Raw genomic sequence first — 16,007 nt, 5'->3', positions numbered from 1 at the left:
CACCCTGTCAGGGGCCGGCTGCCCACGCGGCCGGCCCCTGACGCTGCCCGCCCCCGCCCCACCCTCGCGCCGCCCCCCACCCCAACCCGCCCCGTTGATCATGAAGTTGTTGTCGCGACACGCCGCTGCGACAGGCAACAACTTCATGATCAACGGGGCGAGACGGCCGGGCGGGGGGTGAGACGGGCGGGGCGGGTTCGTCAGGGTTTCGGGGTGGTGGGGGTGGTGCCGCGTAGGTGGGCCACCAGGCGCATGCCGTGGTAGACGGCGAGGGCGGCGGCGGTGCCCAGGGCGATGCCGTTGAACGAGAGGTCCCCGGCGGTGAGGGTGTAGTTGGCGGCGCCGACGATCACCGCGACGGCGGCGGTCATCAGGTTCACCGGGTCGTGGAAGTCCACCCGGCTCTCGATCCAGATCCGCGCGCCGAGGATGGCGATCAGGCCGTACAGGGCGGTGGTGGCGCCGCCGAGCACGCCGGCCGGCACGGTGAGGATCAACGCGCCGAACTTCGGGCTGAGCCCTAGCAGCACCGCCGTCAGGCCGGCGATCCAGTACGCGGCGGTGGAGTAGACCCGCGTCGCCGCCATCACACCGATGTTCTCCGCGTAGGTGGTGGTGCCGGACCCGCCGCCGGACCCGGCGAGCATCGTGGCCAACCCGTCGCCCATGAACGCCCGACCCATGTCCCGGTCCAGGTTCCGGCCGGTCATCGCGGCGACCGCCTTCACGTGCCCGGCGTTCTCGGCGATCAGCACCAGGATCACGGGGATCACCAGTACGACCGCGCGCAGGCTGAAGCTCGGCGCGTGGAACTCGGGCAGGCCGACCCAGGCCGCGTCGCGCAGGCCGTCGACCGCTGCCGGGTCCAGGTCGCCGAGCACGGCGGCGAGGCCCCAACCGACCCCCACCCCCAGCAGGATGGACAGCCGGGCCAGGAAGCCCCGGAACGCCACCGTGGCGAGCAGGATGGCGGCCAGGGTCACCACGGCGATCAGCGGCTGGGCCTTCACGCCGGTGCCGCTGCCGTCGCCGTCCCAGGCGACCGGGGCGAGGTTCAGGCCGATCAGCGCGACGATCGCCCCGGTGACCACGGGTGGCATCAGCGCGTCGATCCAGCGTGACCCGGCGAGCTGGACGACCAGCCCGACGGCGGCCAGCGCCGCGCCGGCGACGACGATGCCGCCGAGCGCCGGGCCGATGTCGCCGCCGGCCTTGGCCGCCAGCACCGGCGCGATGAAGGCGAAGGACGAGCCGAGGTACGAGGGCAGCCGGTTGCCGGTGATCAGCAGGAACAGCAGGGTGCCGAGCCCGGAGAAGAAGAGCGTGGTGGCGGGCGGGAAGCCGGTGATCAGCGGCACCGTGAAGGTGGCGCCGAACATCGCCACGACGTGCTGCACGCCGACGCCGAGGGTGCGGGGCCAGGAGAGGCGCTCGCCGGGGTGGACCACGTCGCCGGGGCGGATGGACCGGCCGTCGCCGTGGACCGCCCACGCGGACCAACGGGAGCGCGGCTCGGTGGAGGACTGGGTCATGAAACGCCCTTCGCGTCGTGACGAGGTGACGGGGGCGCAGGTGAGACCCAGGAGTCGTTTCTAGCAGAGGCCCGGTACGGCCCGGCCGGTGGCCTGGGCGCAAGCGGCCCCGCTCACCGCCGGTCGCGGCCTGGTCGGGCGGGTCAGGCGACGCCGGCCGGGCGGAACTGGACGCTGACCCGGGGCCCGACCGGGCGGGTGGTCTTGGGCACGGCGTGCTCCCAGGTGCGCTGGCAGGAACCGCCCATCACCACGAGGTCGCCGTGACCGAGCGGGAAGCGCAGGCTGTCGCCGCCGCCGCGGGGCCGGAGCAGCAGCGGGCGGGGCGAGCCGAACGAGACGATGGCGACCATGGTGTCGGTGTGCGCGGAGCGGCCCTGGGTGTCGCCGTGCCAGGCGACGCTGTCCCGGCCGGAGCGGTAGAGGCACATGCCGGCGGTGACGAAGGGCTCGCCGAGTTCGGGGGCGTAGTGCCGGGTGAGGGCGGTGCGCGCCTCGGTGAGCAGCGGGTGCGGCAGCGTACGGTCGCCGGCGTACCAGCAGAGCAGCCGGGGCACGTCGACCTCGGCGTCGTACATCGTGCGGCGCTCGGCCCGCCAGGGGACGTCCCGCAACAGGACGTCGAAGATCTCGTCGGAGCCGCTGACCCAGCCGGGGAGGTGGTCGACCCAGGCGCCGCGGGTGAGCGGGTGCCGGCGCAGCCGCCCGGCCAGCGGGCTCAGCGACGGGCCGGCGGCGGCGAGGTCGAGCATCGACGGTTGGTAGGCGGGCCCGGTCATCCGCGCAGCATACCCGCCATGTTGGTACAGGTGTACGACGTGTCGCCCTCGGTGGCCGGTCGACCTCGGCGGTGGCCTTGCCGTCGGCGAAGGTCGTCACCATGACCACGTCTCCGGTCCCGTGACCGGGACCGGGACCGGCGCCGTACCGCCGCGTCAGCGTTTGAGCATCCGGCGCACCTGGCCCCCGAGCACCTGCTTCACCCGGGCCTGCAGGCGCTGCCCGCGCAGCGTCTCCGCCTCCCTGCGCAGTTCGACGTTGCGGTCGTGCAGCCACTGGATCCGCGTCAGCAGCGCCTCGGGGGCGGTCGCGGCGGCCGGGCGTACGGCGGGCGGGAAGGTGGTGGAGCGCACCTGCGCGTCGAACCGGGCCGCGCTGTCGCCGTCGGCGAAGGAGTTGCCGAGGTCGTGCTTGGCGAGGAAGGCCAGCATGGTCTCGTAGCGCGACCGGTGTCCGGCGTTGAGCGCCGTGTAGTTCGCCTCCTCGTAGAGTTCGGCGGCGTCGATGTCGGCCGGCACCTCCTTCATCACCCGGTGCGGGATGTCGAAGTACCGGGCGAGTTCCAGGGTGCGCGAGTCGTGGGCGAACAGGTAGCCGGGCGTGCCGGCGACCAGCGCGGTGATGGTGCCGTGGATGCGGGTGCCGAACGCGAACTCGAACCCGGAGAGGTAGTCCATCCAGGTCCAGGGGTCGACGAACATCCGCACCTTGTCCTCGGTGAACAGCGGGTGCGAGGTGTGGATCGGGATCTTGCTGGACTTGCCCCGGTCCCCGGGGGCGTCGCCGTAGAGCAGGGTGCCGAGCGTCTTGAGGTCCTGCGGCAGGTAGCGCAGGTTCGGGTACCGCTCGTGGTGCCGGGCGATGATCTCCGCCATCGACGAGACGTACGGCGAGACGGTGAGCGCGAGCCTGTCCTCCGGGGCCAGCGCCGCCTTGCGCTTCTGCACCCGCAGGCTGTCGCCGTGCAGGAACATCGACGGGCAGCCGATCACGTCGACGGCCGAGAAGCCCAGGGTGCGCAGGTAGTCGTGGGTGATCTCGCCGCGGACGCCGATGCTGTGCGAGCGGTCGAGGACCGCCCGTACGAACCGGGTGACGACGTCGTCGATCGGGCGCAGGTACTCCCGGTCGCCGTGGATGTCGGTCTGCACGCCGACCCCGAGCACCACCACCGGGATCTTCAGCTGCTCGATCAGCTTCGTCATGGTCTCGATGCGGTGGGCGTAGCTGCGCCGGAAGGCGTTGGCGAGCGGTACGACGTAGACGTCGTACCGCTCGTTGATCATGTCGGCCTCGCGCAGGTTGACCCTGAACTCGGTCGAGGTGATCTCGGCGGTGGCGGTGCGCAGCAGCTTGTGGGCGGCGTGGCTGAAGACGAGGTTGCCGTTGTTCTCGCCGATCCAGTTCCGCTCGAACGTCTCCTCGGGGGAGTAGACGTCGAACGGACCCTTCTTCGCCCGCATCAGGATGCGCCGGTGCATTCGTCCCGCCTCTCGTCACCTTCGGGTCCCGGAATACTAGCCAGGCATCCGGCGCGGACCCGGACGCCCTGCGCTGCCGTCTCGGGACAAAACGCCTCGACCATCGGGAACCGGGGAGGGCGTCCACGCCTGTCGGGGCATAACGGACACTCGCGGACGGTACGGAACAGAGCCTCACGTTCGGCAGGTAGGGTGCCCGACGGGCGGTACCGACCGGTGGGCCGCCAGCAGGCCCCGCGGGGCGCCTGCCCGCGGAGGGCCGAGGAGGAGACGTACGTGCTGGTGAGCCTGCGGAGCGCCGGGATGTCGGCATGACGGACGCCGCGACCGTCGCGCCGGCCGAACGGCCCGCGTCCTCGGCCAACCGCCTGCCGTCGCTGACGGGGCTGCGCTGGGTCGCCGCCCTGCTCGTCTTCGGGTTCCACGCCGCGACGATGGGCATCATCGCCGAGCCCGGCCACAAGGCCGTCGTGGACTGGATCTTCACCCTCGGCCTGTCCGGCGTGCAGTTCTTCTTCATCCTCAGCGGCTTCGTGCTGGTCTGGTCGGCGCGGCCCACCGACACCCGCCGGGCGTTCTGGCGCCGCCGGGTGGCCAAGATCTGGCCGAGCCACGTGGTGCTGTGGGGGGCGGCCCTGGCGGTCGCGGCCTGGTTCGCCGACCCGGTGGACCGGTTCGTCGCCGTGGAGAACCTGTTCCTCCTCCAGGCCTGGGACCCCCGGCCGGGCCACTTCTACAGCATCAACACGGTCAGCTGGTCGCTGTCCTGCGAGTTCTTCTTCTACCTCTGCCTGCCGCTGGCGCTGCCGCTGATCCGCCGGGCCCGGCCGTGGGCGCTGTGGGCCGTCGTGGTCGCGGTGCCGCTGCTGATCCTGGCGCTCTGGCCGGGCCAGGCCCTGGTGCCGGAGGAGAGCCGCTGGTGGTTCACCCAGGTCTTCCCGCCCGTACGGTCGCTGGAGTTCTGGATGGGCGTCGCCGCCGCCGAGCTGATGCGGCGGGGCCGCTGGCGGGGCCCGCGCCTGCCCGTCGCCAGCCTCGTCTTCGTGGCGACCTGGCTGGTCGCCGCGCAGTGGGTCCGCGCCGAACTGTGGGCGGCCCTGCTCTCGGTGGCGTACATCCTGGTCATCACCGCGGCGGCCGACGCGGACGTGCGCGGGCGGCGCTCGCCGTGGCGGTCCCGTCCGATGATCTGGCTCGGCGAGGTCTCCTTCGCCTTCTACCTGGTGCACGTCCTGGTGATGATCACCGTCCTGCGGCTCACCGGCGACTGGGGCGTGGGCTTCCGCGGCTGGTGGGGACTGGCGGTGGTGCTCGGCTTCCTGCTGGTGAACCTGGCCCTGGCCGGCCTGCTGCACCGCTTCGTGGAGAAGCCGATGATGCGGCTGCTCACCCCGCGCCGGCCCGCCCGGCCGACGCCGCCCGGCGGGGACGACGCCGGGAGCACCTCCGGCGGTACCGGGCCGGCGGAGGCGTCGGGGAAGCGGGACAGCGCCGTGCCGCGCCCCCGGTCCGCCGAGCCACGGACCGGGGACCGACCGACGTACGTCGACTCACGCTGACCGTCCCGGCGGGCGGGACGTTCCCGCCGGGGCCGGCCCGCGCACGGACGGTAATCCCACCGTTTCGGTGACGCCGGTCACCACGGCGCCGAATCGGTCAACCAACGTGCGCGGGTCGATTCACGCCGCGAATTCGGGGTGCCGATGTCCGCCTGCTTGACCCCTCGTCCCCCGGAGGGCTCCCAGAAACGGTCGTCCCATTGAGTCACGACAGTGGCTCGATGCCCGCAAAATCGGGCCCAGGATCCAGGTTTAGGCAGGTGGGGTGGGGTTGGCAGGGCGCGAACCGGCCAGTAATGTCGGCGCGTCCGGTGCGGTACCCGATCGCCAGAGGGCGACGCCGCGCCGACCCGCCTAATCGTGAACGACGAACCGGGGACCCACTGCTTCATGGGGTGAATCCGAGGGCCGTAGGCCCTTGGTAGGGCGTTCTTCCCGCCCGAATCCGTCAGCTAACCCGGTCGGCGGTGTCGGAAGGAGTTCCATCCTCGTGCAGCACCCATCCGCCCCTCGGTTGTTCCGCCGTCTCCACGGCGTCGCGGTGCCCGCGCTCCTCGGCCAGCAGGTCGTGAGCTGACCGACCGGTCACCGTCGTTCGTCGCCCGGCTTCCCGGGCGCACCCCCTGAGCAGCCCAGCACCCCGCGCGGACGTCCGTCCGCGCGGTCGGTCCGCCCTGCCCTCGGCACGGATCGCGGGCTGCCCACCCCGAGCCCGTGGAGGAAACCGTGAAGCACCACCTCAAGCGACAGCTGCGTCGCCTCACGTCCGAACGTCCGTACCAGCTGGCCGCCGCGTCCGCCGCCGCGCTCGTGCTGGCGTCGGGCACGGGCGCGCTGCTGGCCAGCACCGACGAGGCCCCCGCCGCCGCGCAGGCCCCGGTCGCCGCGACCGAATCGCGCGACGACGACGCCGCCTCGCGCGGAGCGGCCCGGGTCACGACCGCCCCGTCCAGCGCCGTCCCGTCCAGCGCCGCTCCGGCGGCCTCCAGCGCAGCCCCCTCGGCCAGCGCCTCCAGCGCCGCCGCCAACCCGGATGTGACCCGTGAGCCGGAGCGGCCGAAGCCCCCGGCGGCCAAGAGCCTGAACTACGACTACCAGGCCCAGACCACCTTCTACAACTGCGGCCCGGCGGCCGTCCGGCACGCCCTCAGCGCCGCCGGCATCGCACGCAGCCAGGACACCCTCGGCGCCCAGCTGGGTACCGACCAGATGGGCACCGACTCCGCCGAGGACACCACCCGCGTGCTGAACGCGACGGTGAAGGGTGCGCCGTACCGGACCCGGATGATTCCCGGCGGCGCCGCCACCCCGGCCCAGATGGACCGGCTCCAGGCCGACGTCGTCGCGGCCATCGGCGACGGGCGGGGCGTCGTGGTGAACGTGGCCGGCAGCGCCACGGACACCAACGGCGGCTGGCACTCGTTCCCCGGCGGTCACTACGTCGCCGTCGTCGGCTACCAGGACGAGGGCCGGCTGGTGAAGATCGCCGACTCGGCGAACCCCGCGACCGCCTCGTACTGGATGAGCACCATCGCCCTGGCGAACTGGGCCGCCACCCGCGGCTACTCCGCCTGAGCGACACCGCCGGGCGTCGGCTCCCACCCGGGGGCCGGCGCCCGATGTCGTGTCCGGGTCACGGCCCTCGCCCTCGGCCCGCCCGGGTGACACACTGCGCTGCATGGTCGACGGAACGGGTGACCGGGAGGACGGCCGGCGCGTGCTCCTGCTGCTGCACGGCATGGGCGCCACCGGCGAGGTGTGGCTGCCGTTGGCGCCGCTGCTGGAACGCCGGTGGGCGGGGCGGTGGCTGGCGCCGGACCTCGCCGGCCACGGCTGGTCGCCGCCGCTGCCGGAGTACTCGTTCGCGGGGCTGGCCGCGCGGATCGCCGCCGCTCTGCCGGCGGGGGAACGGCTCGTCGTGCTGGGCCACTCCCTCGGCGGGGTGGTCGGGCTGGCGCTGGCCGCCCGCGGCGCCGGCCTGCCGGTGGACGCCGTGGTCGGGGTCGGCATCAAGGCGGTCTGGTCACCGGCGGAGCTGGCGAAGGCAGGCGAGTTGGCGACCCGGCCGGTGACCTGGTTCGCCAGCCGGGACGAGGCGGCCCGCCGCTACCTGCGGGTGGCCGGGCTGACCGGGCTCGTCGCCCCGGAGCATCCGATCGTGGCGGCCGGGCTGCGCCAGGTCGACGGCCGCTGGCGGCTGGCGATGGACCCCGCCGCGTTCGGCGTGGGCGAGCCGGGCCTACCCGCCCTGCTGGCGGCCACCGACGTGCCGGTGCTGCTGGCCCGCGGCGAGCACGACCCCATGGTCACCGACGCCCAGCTCAAGGAGTTGGGCGTGCCGGTCGCCACCCTGCCCGGCCTCGGGCACAACGCCCACGTCGAGGCCCCCGAGGCGGTCCTGGCCCTCGTCGACCCCTACCGCTGACCGGAGGCGTCAGGTGGTGGGGGAGAGCGTCGCCTCGTCCGGGTCGACCGGCACGCCGGGCCCGCCGGCGGTACGCGGGGCCGGCGGGTTCCAGCCCTCGTCGAGCTGCCGCCGCGCCGCCGCCAGGAACGCCTCGGCGTACGACTCGGCCGGGAAGTCGCCCAGGTAGCGGCTCCGGGTGGTCCACCGCGCCGAGGCCAGCGGATCGGTGTCCAGCAGCGCGGTCAGCACCTCGTCGACGTTGGACATGTCGGGCCGCAGCACGTAGCCCGACCCGGCGAGGGGGAACTGCTCGCCGAACCGGTCGCCGGAGCCCACCATGTCGGTCACCGCGTACGGCTTGCCCGAGTAGAGGTAGTCGGAGATCACCCCGGAGACGTCGGAGACGAGCGCGTCCGAGCGGTTCACGCACTCGGTCAGCGTCAGCTCCCGGCTGGCGGCGGCGCCGAAGACGTGCTGCCGGCCGCTGCGGGCCCGGTCCGCGGCCAGCAGCTCGGTGAGCCGGCCCAGCTGGCGGGCGGAGGCCGGGTTCTGCGAGGTGTACGGGTGGGCCCGCAGGATCACCGTCGCGCCCCGGTCGAGCAGCCGGCGGAGCAGCTTCTCGGCCACCGGCAGGGAGCAGTAGTTGGCGTCGGCGTTGTGCCCCGTCCAGGTCGGCGTGTAGAGCACCGTCGGGTTGGCCCGCCCGGACGCCGGCTCGGGGCGTACCTCGATCGCCTCGACCTGCGGGCGACCGACGACGACGAACTTCTCCGCCGGGATGTCGACCCCGGCGCGGGCGTACCGGTCGATGGCGGCCTGACCGGCGACAAAGATCCGGTCGAAGATCGCCGAGACCGGGTTGGCGCTCGGGGCCTTGTCGCTGTCGCCGTGGTGCAGCTGGACGTGGGTCAGCTGGGTGAAGCGGATGCAGTGGCTGTTCTTCGCGCCGTGGTTGACGTAGAACGCCACCCGCAGGCTCGGCACCAGTGCCTCGTCCATCGCCCTCGTGGTGGGGCAGTAGACCACGGGCGCGCTGGTGGCCGCCGCGATCACGGGCAGGAACTCCGGCTCGCGCACCATCACCAGGAAGGGCCGCCCGATCCGCTCCAGGTACGGCAGCCACATGGTGACCTGGTACTCCGAGCCCGGCGGGGCGGAGAAGTGGAGCAGGAACTCGGGCTGGTGCCGGCGCAGCGCGCGGGACACCGCCGAGCCGCCGGCCCCCGGGCGGAACCGGCGTCGGGCCAGGTCCAGCCCGACCGCCCCGGCACCGGCGGCCACCAGCAGCACGGCCGCCAGCGCGACCCCGGCCGGCAGCGCCGCGACGGCGGCCAGCGCCAGCAGGGCGAGCAGCCCCGACAGCGCGTCGCCGAGACGGGCGGCGACCAGCGGCGTCCAGGTGCGCACCGGCAGGTTCGCGGCGCGTACCTCCAGTCCACCGGCGTCCCGCAGCGGATTGACCAGCAGCACCAGTCCCAGCAGGACCAGGGCGGTCGCGGCCAGCGCCGGATCGAACCCGGCGTCGAGGCGGCGGGCGTAGCCGACCAGGATCGCCGCCGCGACCAGCGCGGTCTCCGCCGCGTTGTCGGCGCCCGGCCGTACCCGCCGCTCCCAGGTGGCGGCCGCGAGGGCGGCCACGGCCAGCCCCAGCCCCCAGCCGGTCGCGCCGGTCAGCGCGACGACGAGGAACGCCAGCACCGCCAGGCCGGTGGCCAGCGCGCGGGCGAGCAGCTTCCGAACCAGGTCACCACGCATGTCGGCTCCGTTTCCCGCCGTGGCCCGAAAATCCGCCGTCAGCCGAGGCCGGCCGGGCTGGCGTCCCGCTCGGCGCGCGGCGGGCCCGGCTGGGCCGGCACCTCGCCCGGCGCGCGGCGCACGTCGATGACCTGGCCGGTCAGGTCCGAGATCAGCACGTCCAGCGACGCCTGGGCGACGGTCTCGGCGGCGAGCAGGGTGTGCTCCGGTTCCTCGCCGAACGCCTTGGTGCGCATCGGGGTCGCGGTCCGCTCGGGGTTGACGCAGTTGACCCGTACGCCGAACTCCGCCCACTCGTCCGACAGCGCCTGGGTGAGGTTGACCAGGGCCGCCTTGGTGGAGGAGTAGAGCGCGTAGTCGGCCCGGCCGCGGGTGTAGGAGCTGGAGGTGTAGAGCAGCAGCTGGCCCTTGGTCTGCTGGAGGTAGGGCAGCGACTGGCGGGCCACGATGACCGGCCCCACGAAGTTGACCTGGAGCACCCGGTCCATGGTCTCCTGGTCCATCTCCGACAGGGGGCCCTTCTCCAGGATGCCGGCGGTGACCACCACGTGGTCGATCCGCCCGGTGGCCTCGAAGGCGGTCTTCAGCGCCGCCTCGACGTCCCCGGCGCGCTCGACGTGGGTGCCGGTGCTGGAGCGGCTGAACGGGAAGACCTGCGCGCCGTAGCGGCGGGCCAGCTCGGCGAGGTCGTGGCCGATGCCGTAGCTGCCGCCGAAGATCACGATGGTCCGGCCGGTCAGCTCCTCGGTGTAGCTGCGCTCGTCGGTCACCCGGGGCGCCTGCGCGGCGGCGAGCTGGAACAGCTTGTCCGCCAGGTGCACGTCGACCGGGTGGGTGACCTTGATGTTCTCGTCGGAACCGTCGATGACCTTGATCGGGGTGCCGGGCAGGTAGCGCAGTACCACCCCGCAGTCGTCGGTCGCGGCGAAGTGCGGGTCGCCCTCGGCGAGCCGGTAGGCCTCGCGGATGGTGCCCGAACGGAACGCCTGCGGGGTCTGGCCCCGGCGCAGCGAGGAGCGCACCGGGATGTCGGTGATGCAGTCGTCCCCGTCGACCTGGATGATCGTGTCGGCCGACGGGATGGCCACGTCGACCGCCGCGTACGTCCAGAGCGCGTTCACGCACTCCCGGACGATCCGGCCGCTGACCAGGGGCCGTACCGCGTCGTGGAAGAGGATGTTGCAGTCGCCCTCGCCGACGGCGTCGAGCGCGATCCGGGTGGTGGCGTTGCGGGTGTCGCCGCCCTCGATGACCCTGGTGACCTTGCGGAAGCCGGCCTTGTCGACGATCTGCTGCGCGTCGGCGACGTGGCCGGTGGCCATCAGCACGATGATCTCGTCGATCTCGGGCGCCGCCTCGAAGACCGCCAGGGTGTGCTCGATGATCGGCTTGCCGGCGATCTTCAGCAGCTGCTTCGGGATGCCGAGGCCCAGCCGGGTGCCCGTGCCGCCGGCCAGCACCACCGCCACCGTCCGCGAGGGCCGCCACGGTACCGGGTTCTCCGGTGCGGCGTCCGGGCCAGCGGTGTGGTCCTGCGTCATTGCCGAAGCCTCACTCTCAGGGTGCGTGAACAGAAGGTTCCGCCCGCGCGGCGACCGGATGAACCTTAACGCGCGAACCGCGCCGCCCTCACGGGGCGACGCGGTCGGCCGGCACCGGGCGGATGCCGTACGTGCGCCGGGGCGGGCTACTTGCCGGTGAACGCCTCGTACTCCCGGACGACCTCGTCGGTCGGGCCGTCCATGCGCAGGACGCCCGATTCCAGCCAGATCGTCCGGTCACAGGTGTCCCGGATGGAGGAGAGCTGGTGGCTGACGAGGAACACCGTGCCGGCGCCCTCCCGCAGCTCCCGTACCCGCCGCTCGCTGCGCTTGCGGAAGATCTTGTCGCCGGTCGCGAGGGCCTCGTCGATGAGCAGCACGTCGTGCTTCTTGGCCGACGAGATGGAGAAGCGGAGCCGGGCCGCCATGCCGGAGGAGTAGGTGCGCATCGGCAGCGAGGCGAAGTCGCCCCGCTGGTTGATGCCGGAGAACTCGATGATCTCGGGCGTCTGCCGCTGCACCTCCTCGGGCGACATGCCCATGGCCAGGCAGCCCAGCACGACGTTGCGCTCGCCGGAGAGGTCGTTGAGCAGGGCCGCGTTGACCCCGAGCAGCGAGGGCTGCCCCTGCGTGTAGACCGCGCCGCGGTTGACCGGGAGCAGGCCGGCGATGGCACGCAGCATGGTCGACTTGCCCGAGCCGTTGCTGCCGATCAGCCCGATCGCCTCGCCCCGGTACGCGGTGAAGCTGACCCCCTTGACCGCGTGCACCTCCCGGATGTTCGGCGCCGAGGTGCGGCTCACGAGCCGCTTGAGCGCGCCGACCGGGCCGCCGCCCCCGCCGGCGCCCTTGTGAACCCGGTAGATGACGTGTGCGTCCTCCACCACCACGGTGGGGATGCGCTCCCGCACCTGGGGCAGCGTCACCGTCACGTCGTTGGACGAATCGAACTGCTGCTCAACCACGGCCGTACTCCTGTTCGCCCCGCCAGAAGTAGATGAAACCCCCGACGCCCATCACGATCGCCCAACCCAGCGCCGTCACCCAGAGTTGGAGCAGGGAGGAACTGAGCAGCGGCGTGCTCTCCAGCAGCGAGACCCGGGCCAGCTCGATGTAGACCAGCGCCGGGTTGAGCTCGACCAGCCCCGAGGCCCAGGACGGCAGGTGCTGCTCGAAGAGCGCGACGCTGTAGAGCACGCCGGAGCCGTACATCCAGGTGCGCATCACGAAGGGCATGACCTGCTTGAGGTCCGCCAGCTTCGAGCCCATCCGGGCCATCGCCATGGTGAGCCCGGCGTTGAAGACCGTCTGGAGCAGGATCGCCGGCGGCAGCATCAGCCAGGCCAGGGTGATCGGCTCGCCGGTCACCAGCACGATGGCGAGGAGCACCACCATCGAGCCGAGGAGCTGCTGGAACTGGGTGATCGTCACGGCCAGCGGCAGGCAGGCCCGGGGGAAGTGCAGCGCCCGGATCAGGCCCAGGTTGCTGGTGATCGACTGCGTGCCGTTCTGCACCGCGGTCTGGGTGAAGTTGAAGATGAACAGGCCGGTGCAGAGGTAGGCGATGAAGTTCGGGGTCCTGTTCTGCGCCAGCACCACGCCGAAGATCAGGTAGTAGACCGCCGCGTTGGTCAGCGGGGTGAGTACCTGCCACAGCTGCCCCAGCCGGGCGTTGCTGAACGACGCCACCAGCTTGGCGTTGGCGTACGCGGCGATGAAGTGCCGGTAGTGCCAGAGCTGCCCCGCGTATTCGCCCAGGGCCGGCCGCTCACCGGCGAACCGGAGACCGTACCGCTGGGCGAGCTGGGCCCCGGTGAGCCCGGAATCCGGGTCGGCCACCGTGGTGTTGGCCATGGTTGGGCACTCCGATCTCATTCGTGCCAACGGGATGCGGGCGACGACGGGAGAACATGGCCGGTGCGGAGCGCCGCCCTCGTCGCCGGGCGAACCGTAGTGGAAAACACGTCGGGACGCAACCGTACCGTCGCTGCGCTACATTGTTGCACGTGAAGACCGATAAGAGGCGGGTGCCGGCCGGTGCGGCGGTGCTCCGTGACGACATCACCACGGCCATCCGCCGCGCGGTCACGCAGGAGCTGGCGGAGGTCGGCTACGGCCGGTTGTCGATCGAGGCGGTGGCCCGGCGGGCCGGGGTCAGCAAGACGGCGATCTACCGCCGGTGGCGCTCCAAGCTCGAGCTGGTGGTGGACATGGTCTCCGCGGTCGCCGGCCGCAAGCTGCCCGTGGTGGACGCCGGGAGCCTGCACGGGGACGTGGAGCTGCTGCTGCTCGTCGCCGCCCGGGCGCTGCGCCACCCGCTGGCCTCGCAGATCATCCCGGACCTGCTCGCCGAGGCGGCGCGCAACCCGCAGATCGCCGAGACCCTCCAGCGGACCCTGACCGGCTACCAGGACCGCGTCGGCGAGCTCGTCGTCGGCCGGGCGGTCGAGCGGGGTGAACTGCCGGCGGGAGCCGACCGGCGCGGCGTGGCAGACCTGATCGTCGGGCCGGTCTACTGGCGACTGGCCATCTCCCGGGCGCCTCTTGACACGCCGGAGATCGCCCGCATGGCCGCCGCGATCGTCGCGGCCCTGCGGGTAGCATGTACCGGTCCGTCCCTCGACGAGTGGAATTCGCGGTCCATGACCACGTCTGAACCCCACCCGGCCGGTGCGTGAACGTTGACCTCGTCGGTCTCGGCCCACTTCGCAACGGGCTAGTATCGCACCCCGAACCCCCACCCGAACACCATCTGACACAGGAGGACGCCCCATGGCTGGGCCCCACCCAGAGTTCATTCCCCCGGCACGGCCGATCATCGGGGAAGCCGAGATCGAGGCGGCTGTTCGGGTGCTCCGGAGCGGCCGGGTGGTGCAGGGTCCCGAGGTCGCGGCCTTCGAGGAGGAGTTCGGCCAGCTGGTCGCCGGGCGGCACTGCGTCGCGGTGAACTCGGGCACCTCCGCCCTGCAACTCACCCTCATGGCCCTCGGCTTCGGCCCGGGTGACGAGGTCATCGTGCCGTCGTTCTCCTTCGCGGCCAGCGCGAACGCCGTCCGGCTGGTCGGCGCCGAGCCGGTCTTCGCGGACATCGAGCCGGGCAGCTTCTGCCTCGACCCGGAGGCGGTCGCCGCCGCGGTCACCCCGCGCACCGTGGCGATCATGCCGGTCCACCTCTACGGCCACCCCGCCGCGATGGACCGGATCATGGCGATCGCGGAGCGGCACGGCCTGGCCGTCGTCGAGGACGCCGCCCAGGCCCACGGCGCCGCGCTGCACGGCACCCCGGTGGGGGCGTTCGGCACCGCCGGCTGCTTCAGCTTCTACCCCACCAAGAACATGCACGCCCTGGAGGGCGGCATGGTCAGCACCGGCGACGCCGGGCTGGCCCGCACGCTGCGGCTGCTGCGCAACCAGGGCATGGAGCAGCGGTACGCCAACGAGATCGTCGGCGCGAACATGCGGATGACCGACGTCGCCGCGGCCATCGGCCGGGTCCAGTTGGGCCAGCTCGACGGATGGACCGAGCAGCGCCGGGCGAACGCCAAGTTCCTCGACTCGAAGATCACCAGCATGGTGACCCCGCCGGTGGCCGACGCCGCCCGGCACGTCTACCACCAGTACACGGTGCGGGTGCAGGGCGACCGGGACGCCGCCCAGCAGCGCCTCACCGAGCTGGGCATCGGCAACGCCGTCTACTACCCGACCCCGATCCACCGGCTCAAGCCCTACCTGACCGAGGACGGCAAGCCCGGCCCCTGGGACCTGCCGGAGACCGAGCGCGCCGCCGCCGAGGTCGTCTCCCTGCCGGTGCACCCCTCGCTGACCGAGGCCGACCTGGAGCGCATCGCCGAGGGCGCGAACCTGGCCGGGGGTGCCCGGTGAGCGAGGGCCGCAAGCTGCGCGCCGGCCTGATCGGCCTCGGCGCGATGGGCCGCAACCACGCCCGCATCCTCGCGGGTCTGGACGGCGTCGAGCTGATCGGCATCGTCGACCCGGCCGGCGACACGACCGGCACGCTGCGGGCGCCGGTCGTGCCCGAGCTCGGTGACCTGCTCGCCCTCGGCGTCGACTACGCGGTGGTGGCCTGCCCGACGGCGCTGCACGAGCAGGTCGGCCTGGAACTGGCCGCCAACGGCGTCAGCGCCCTGATCGAGAAGCCCCTCGCGCAGAGCGTGGACGCGGCGCTGCGGCTGGTGGAGGCCTTCGAGGCCGCCGGCCTGGTGGCCGGCGTCGGGCACATCGAGCGGTACAACCCCGCCCTGCAGAACCTGCGCACCCGGCTGGAGGCGGGCGAGCTGGGCGAGGTCTACCAGGTCGTCACCCGCCGGCAGGGCCCCTTCCCGCACCGCATCGCCGACGTCGGCGTGGTGATGGACCTGGCCACCCACGACATCGACCTGACCAGCTGGGTGACCGGCCAGGAATACACCTCGGTGTCGGCCCGCACGGTCTCCCGCAGCGGGCGGCTGCACGAGGACATGGTCGCCGTGGTGGGGCAGCTCGCCGACGGCACCATGGTCAACCACCTGGTCAACTGGCTGAGCCCGCTCAAGGAGCGGTCCACGGTGATCACCGGTGAGCGGGGCTGCTTCGTCGCCGACACCCTGACCGCCGACCTCACCTTCTACGCCAACGGCGCCATCGGCACCGAGTGGGAGGCGCTGCGCGCGTTCCGGGGCGTCGCCGAGGGCGACATGGTGCGCTACGCGATCCCCAAGCGTGAGCCGCTGCTGGTCGAGCACGAGCGCTTCCGGGACGCCGTCGAGGGCAAGGCGAGCGACATCGTGACCCTGCGCCAGGGTCTGCGTACGGTCGAGGTGGCCGGCGCCGTCCTGCGTTCCGCGACCGACGGCAGCACGATCACCGTGGGGACGAGCACCGCCTCCCCGGCGGGGGACACCGTCCCCACCCGCTGAGCACGGGCGACCGCGGTCCGCGTGCGGCGGACCGCG

13 protein-coding genes and 1 riboswitch are annotated in these 16,007 nt (G+C 72.7%); of the genes, 6 read left to right on the top strand and 7 right to left on the bottom strand.

Annotation, left to right across the window (positions count from 1 at the left end; translation table 11 throughout):
* Nucleotides 1–200: 200 nt before the first annotated feature.
* From ACGFIG_RS23605 to ACGFIG_RS23595, 3 genes are all read right to left on the bottom strand, one after another.
* Entirely contained in the window at nt 201–1,532 is a 1,332-nt protein-coding gene (locus ACGFIG_RS23605) for a uracil-xanthine permease family protein (protein WP_393006193.1), read from the bottom strand.
* Between the two features lie 143 nt (nt 1,533–1,675).
* Complete coding sequence (locus ACGFIG_RS23600; RefSeq protein ID WP_393006191.1) at nt 1,676–2,311, bottom strand: alpha-ketoglutarate-dependent dioxygenase AlkB; 636 nt, start codon at nt 2,309–2,311, stop codon at nt 1,676–1,678.
* 156 nt (nt 2,312–2,467) lie between these two features.
* Nucleotides 2,468–3,793, bottom strand: coding sequence for a polysaccharide pyruvyl transferase family protein (locus tag ACGFIG_RS23595; RefSeq protein WP_393006189.1), 1,326 nt, complete (start codon nt 3,791–3,793; stop codon nt 2,468–2,470).
* Between the two features lie 311 nt (nt 3,794–4,104).
* Between ACGFIG_RS23595 and ACGFIG_RS23590 the strand changes: the two genes are divergently transcribed.
* From ACGFIG_RS23590 to ACGFIG_RS23580, 3 genes are all read left to right on the top strand, one after another.
* On the top strand, nt 4,105–5,352 hold the full coding sequence (locus tag ACGFIG_RS23590; protein ID WP_393006187.1) for an acyltransferase family protein: 1,248 nt from the start codon (nt 4,105–4,107) through the stop codon (nt 5,350–5,352).
* Between the two features lie 341 nt (nt 5,353–5,693).
* A riboswitch (cyclic di-AMP (ydaO/yuaA leader) is annotated at nt 5,694–5,834 on the top strand.
* 232 nt (nt 5,835–6,066) lie between these two features.
* Nucleotides 6,067–6,927 (top strand): C39 family peptidase, encoded by an 861-nt coding sequence (locus tag ACGFIG_RS23585; protein WP_393006185.1) that lies wholly within the window; start codon nt 6,067–6,069, stop codon nt 6,925–6,927.
* Nucleotides 6,928–7,030: 103 nt separating this feature from the next.
* Nucleotides 7,031–7,777, top strand: coding sequence for an alpha/beta fold hydrolase (locus ACGFIG_RS23580; protein ID WP_393006183.1), 747 nt, complete (start codon nt 7,031–7,033; stop codon nt 7,775–7,777).
* 9 nt (nt 7,778–7,786) lie between these two features.
* Here the strand turns inward: ACGFIG_RS23580 and ACGFIG_RS23575 are convergent, their stop codons facing one another.
* The 4 genes from ACGFIG_RS23575 to ACGFIG_RS23560 all read right to left on the bottom strand — a co-directional run bounded on the left by ACGFIG_RS23575 (nt 7,787) and on the right by ACGFIG_RS23560 (nt 12,909).
* On the bottom strand, nt 7,787–9,514 hold the full coding sequence (locus ACGFIG_RS23575) for a CDP-glycerol glycerophosphotransferase family protein (RefSeq protein ID WP_393006181.1): 1,728 nt from the start codon (nt 9,512–9,514) through the stop codon (nt 7,787–7,789).
* Between the two features lie 38 nt (nt 9,515–9,552).
* Nucleotides 9,553–11,055 (bottom strand): SDR family NAD(P)-dependent oxidoreductase, encoded by a 1,503-nt coding sequence (locus tag ACGFIG_RS23570; protein ID WP_393006179.1) that lies wholly within the window; start codon nt 11,053–11,055, stop codon nt 9,553–9,555.
* Nucleotides 11,056–11,201: 146 nt separating this feature from the next.
* Nucleotides 11,202–11,987, bottom strand: coding sequence for an ABC transporter ATP-binding protein (locus ACGFIG_RS23565; protein ID WP_393006328.1), 786 nt, complete (start codon nt 11,985–11,987; stop codon nt 11,202–11,204).
* Nucleotides 11,988–12,012: 25 nt separating this feature from the next.
* Complete coding sequence (locus tag ACGFIG_RS23560; RefSeq protein WP_393006177.1) at nt 12,013–12,909, bottom strand: ABC transporter permease; 897 nt, start codon at nt 12,907–12,909, stop codon at nt 12,013–12,015.
* 152 nt (nt 12,910–13,061) lie between these two features.
* On the opposite strand from ACGFIG_RS23560, the gene ACGFIG_RS23555 reads away from it, so the two are divergent.
* The 3 genes from ACGFIG_RS23555 to ACGFIG_RS23545 all read left to right on the top strand — a co-directional run bounded on the left by ACGFIG_RS23555 (nt 13,062) and on the right by ACGFIG_RS23545 (nt 15,971).
* Nucleotides 13,062–13,733 carry a TetR/AcrR family transcriptional regulator gene (locus ACGFIG_RS23555; RefSeq protein WP_393006175.1) on the top strand — a complete coding sequence of 224 codons (672 nt, stop codon included), beginning with the start codon at nt 13,062–13,064 and terminating at the stop codon, nt 13,731–13,733.
* Between the two features lie 94 nt (nt 13,734–13,827).
* Entirely contained in the window at nt 13,828–14,937 is a 1,110-nt protein-coding gene (locus tag ACGFIG_RS23550) for a DegT/DnrJ/EryC1/StrS family aminotransferase (protein WP_393006173.1), read from the top strand.
* Nucleotides 14,934–15,971: a Gfo/Idh/MocA family protein gene (locus ACGFIG_RS23545; protein ID WP_393006171.1), complete on the top strand. Its 1,038-nt coding sequence runs from the start codon at nt 14,934–14,936 to the stop codon at nt 15,969–15,971. The genes ACGFIG_RS23550 and ACGFIG_RS23545 overlap by 4 nt, the downstream gene beginning before the upstream one ends.
* The last annotated feature ends 36 nt before the right edge of the window (nt 15,972–16,007 follow it).

Source organism: Micromonospora sp. NPDC049048 (genome assembly GCF_043197615.1).
Lineage (GTDB): Bacteria > Actinomycetota > Actinomycetes > Mycobacteriales > Micromonosporaceae > Micromonospora.
Note: the sequence above shows the minus strand (reverse complement) of the source record. Positions and strands in the feature narration are given on the sequence as shown.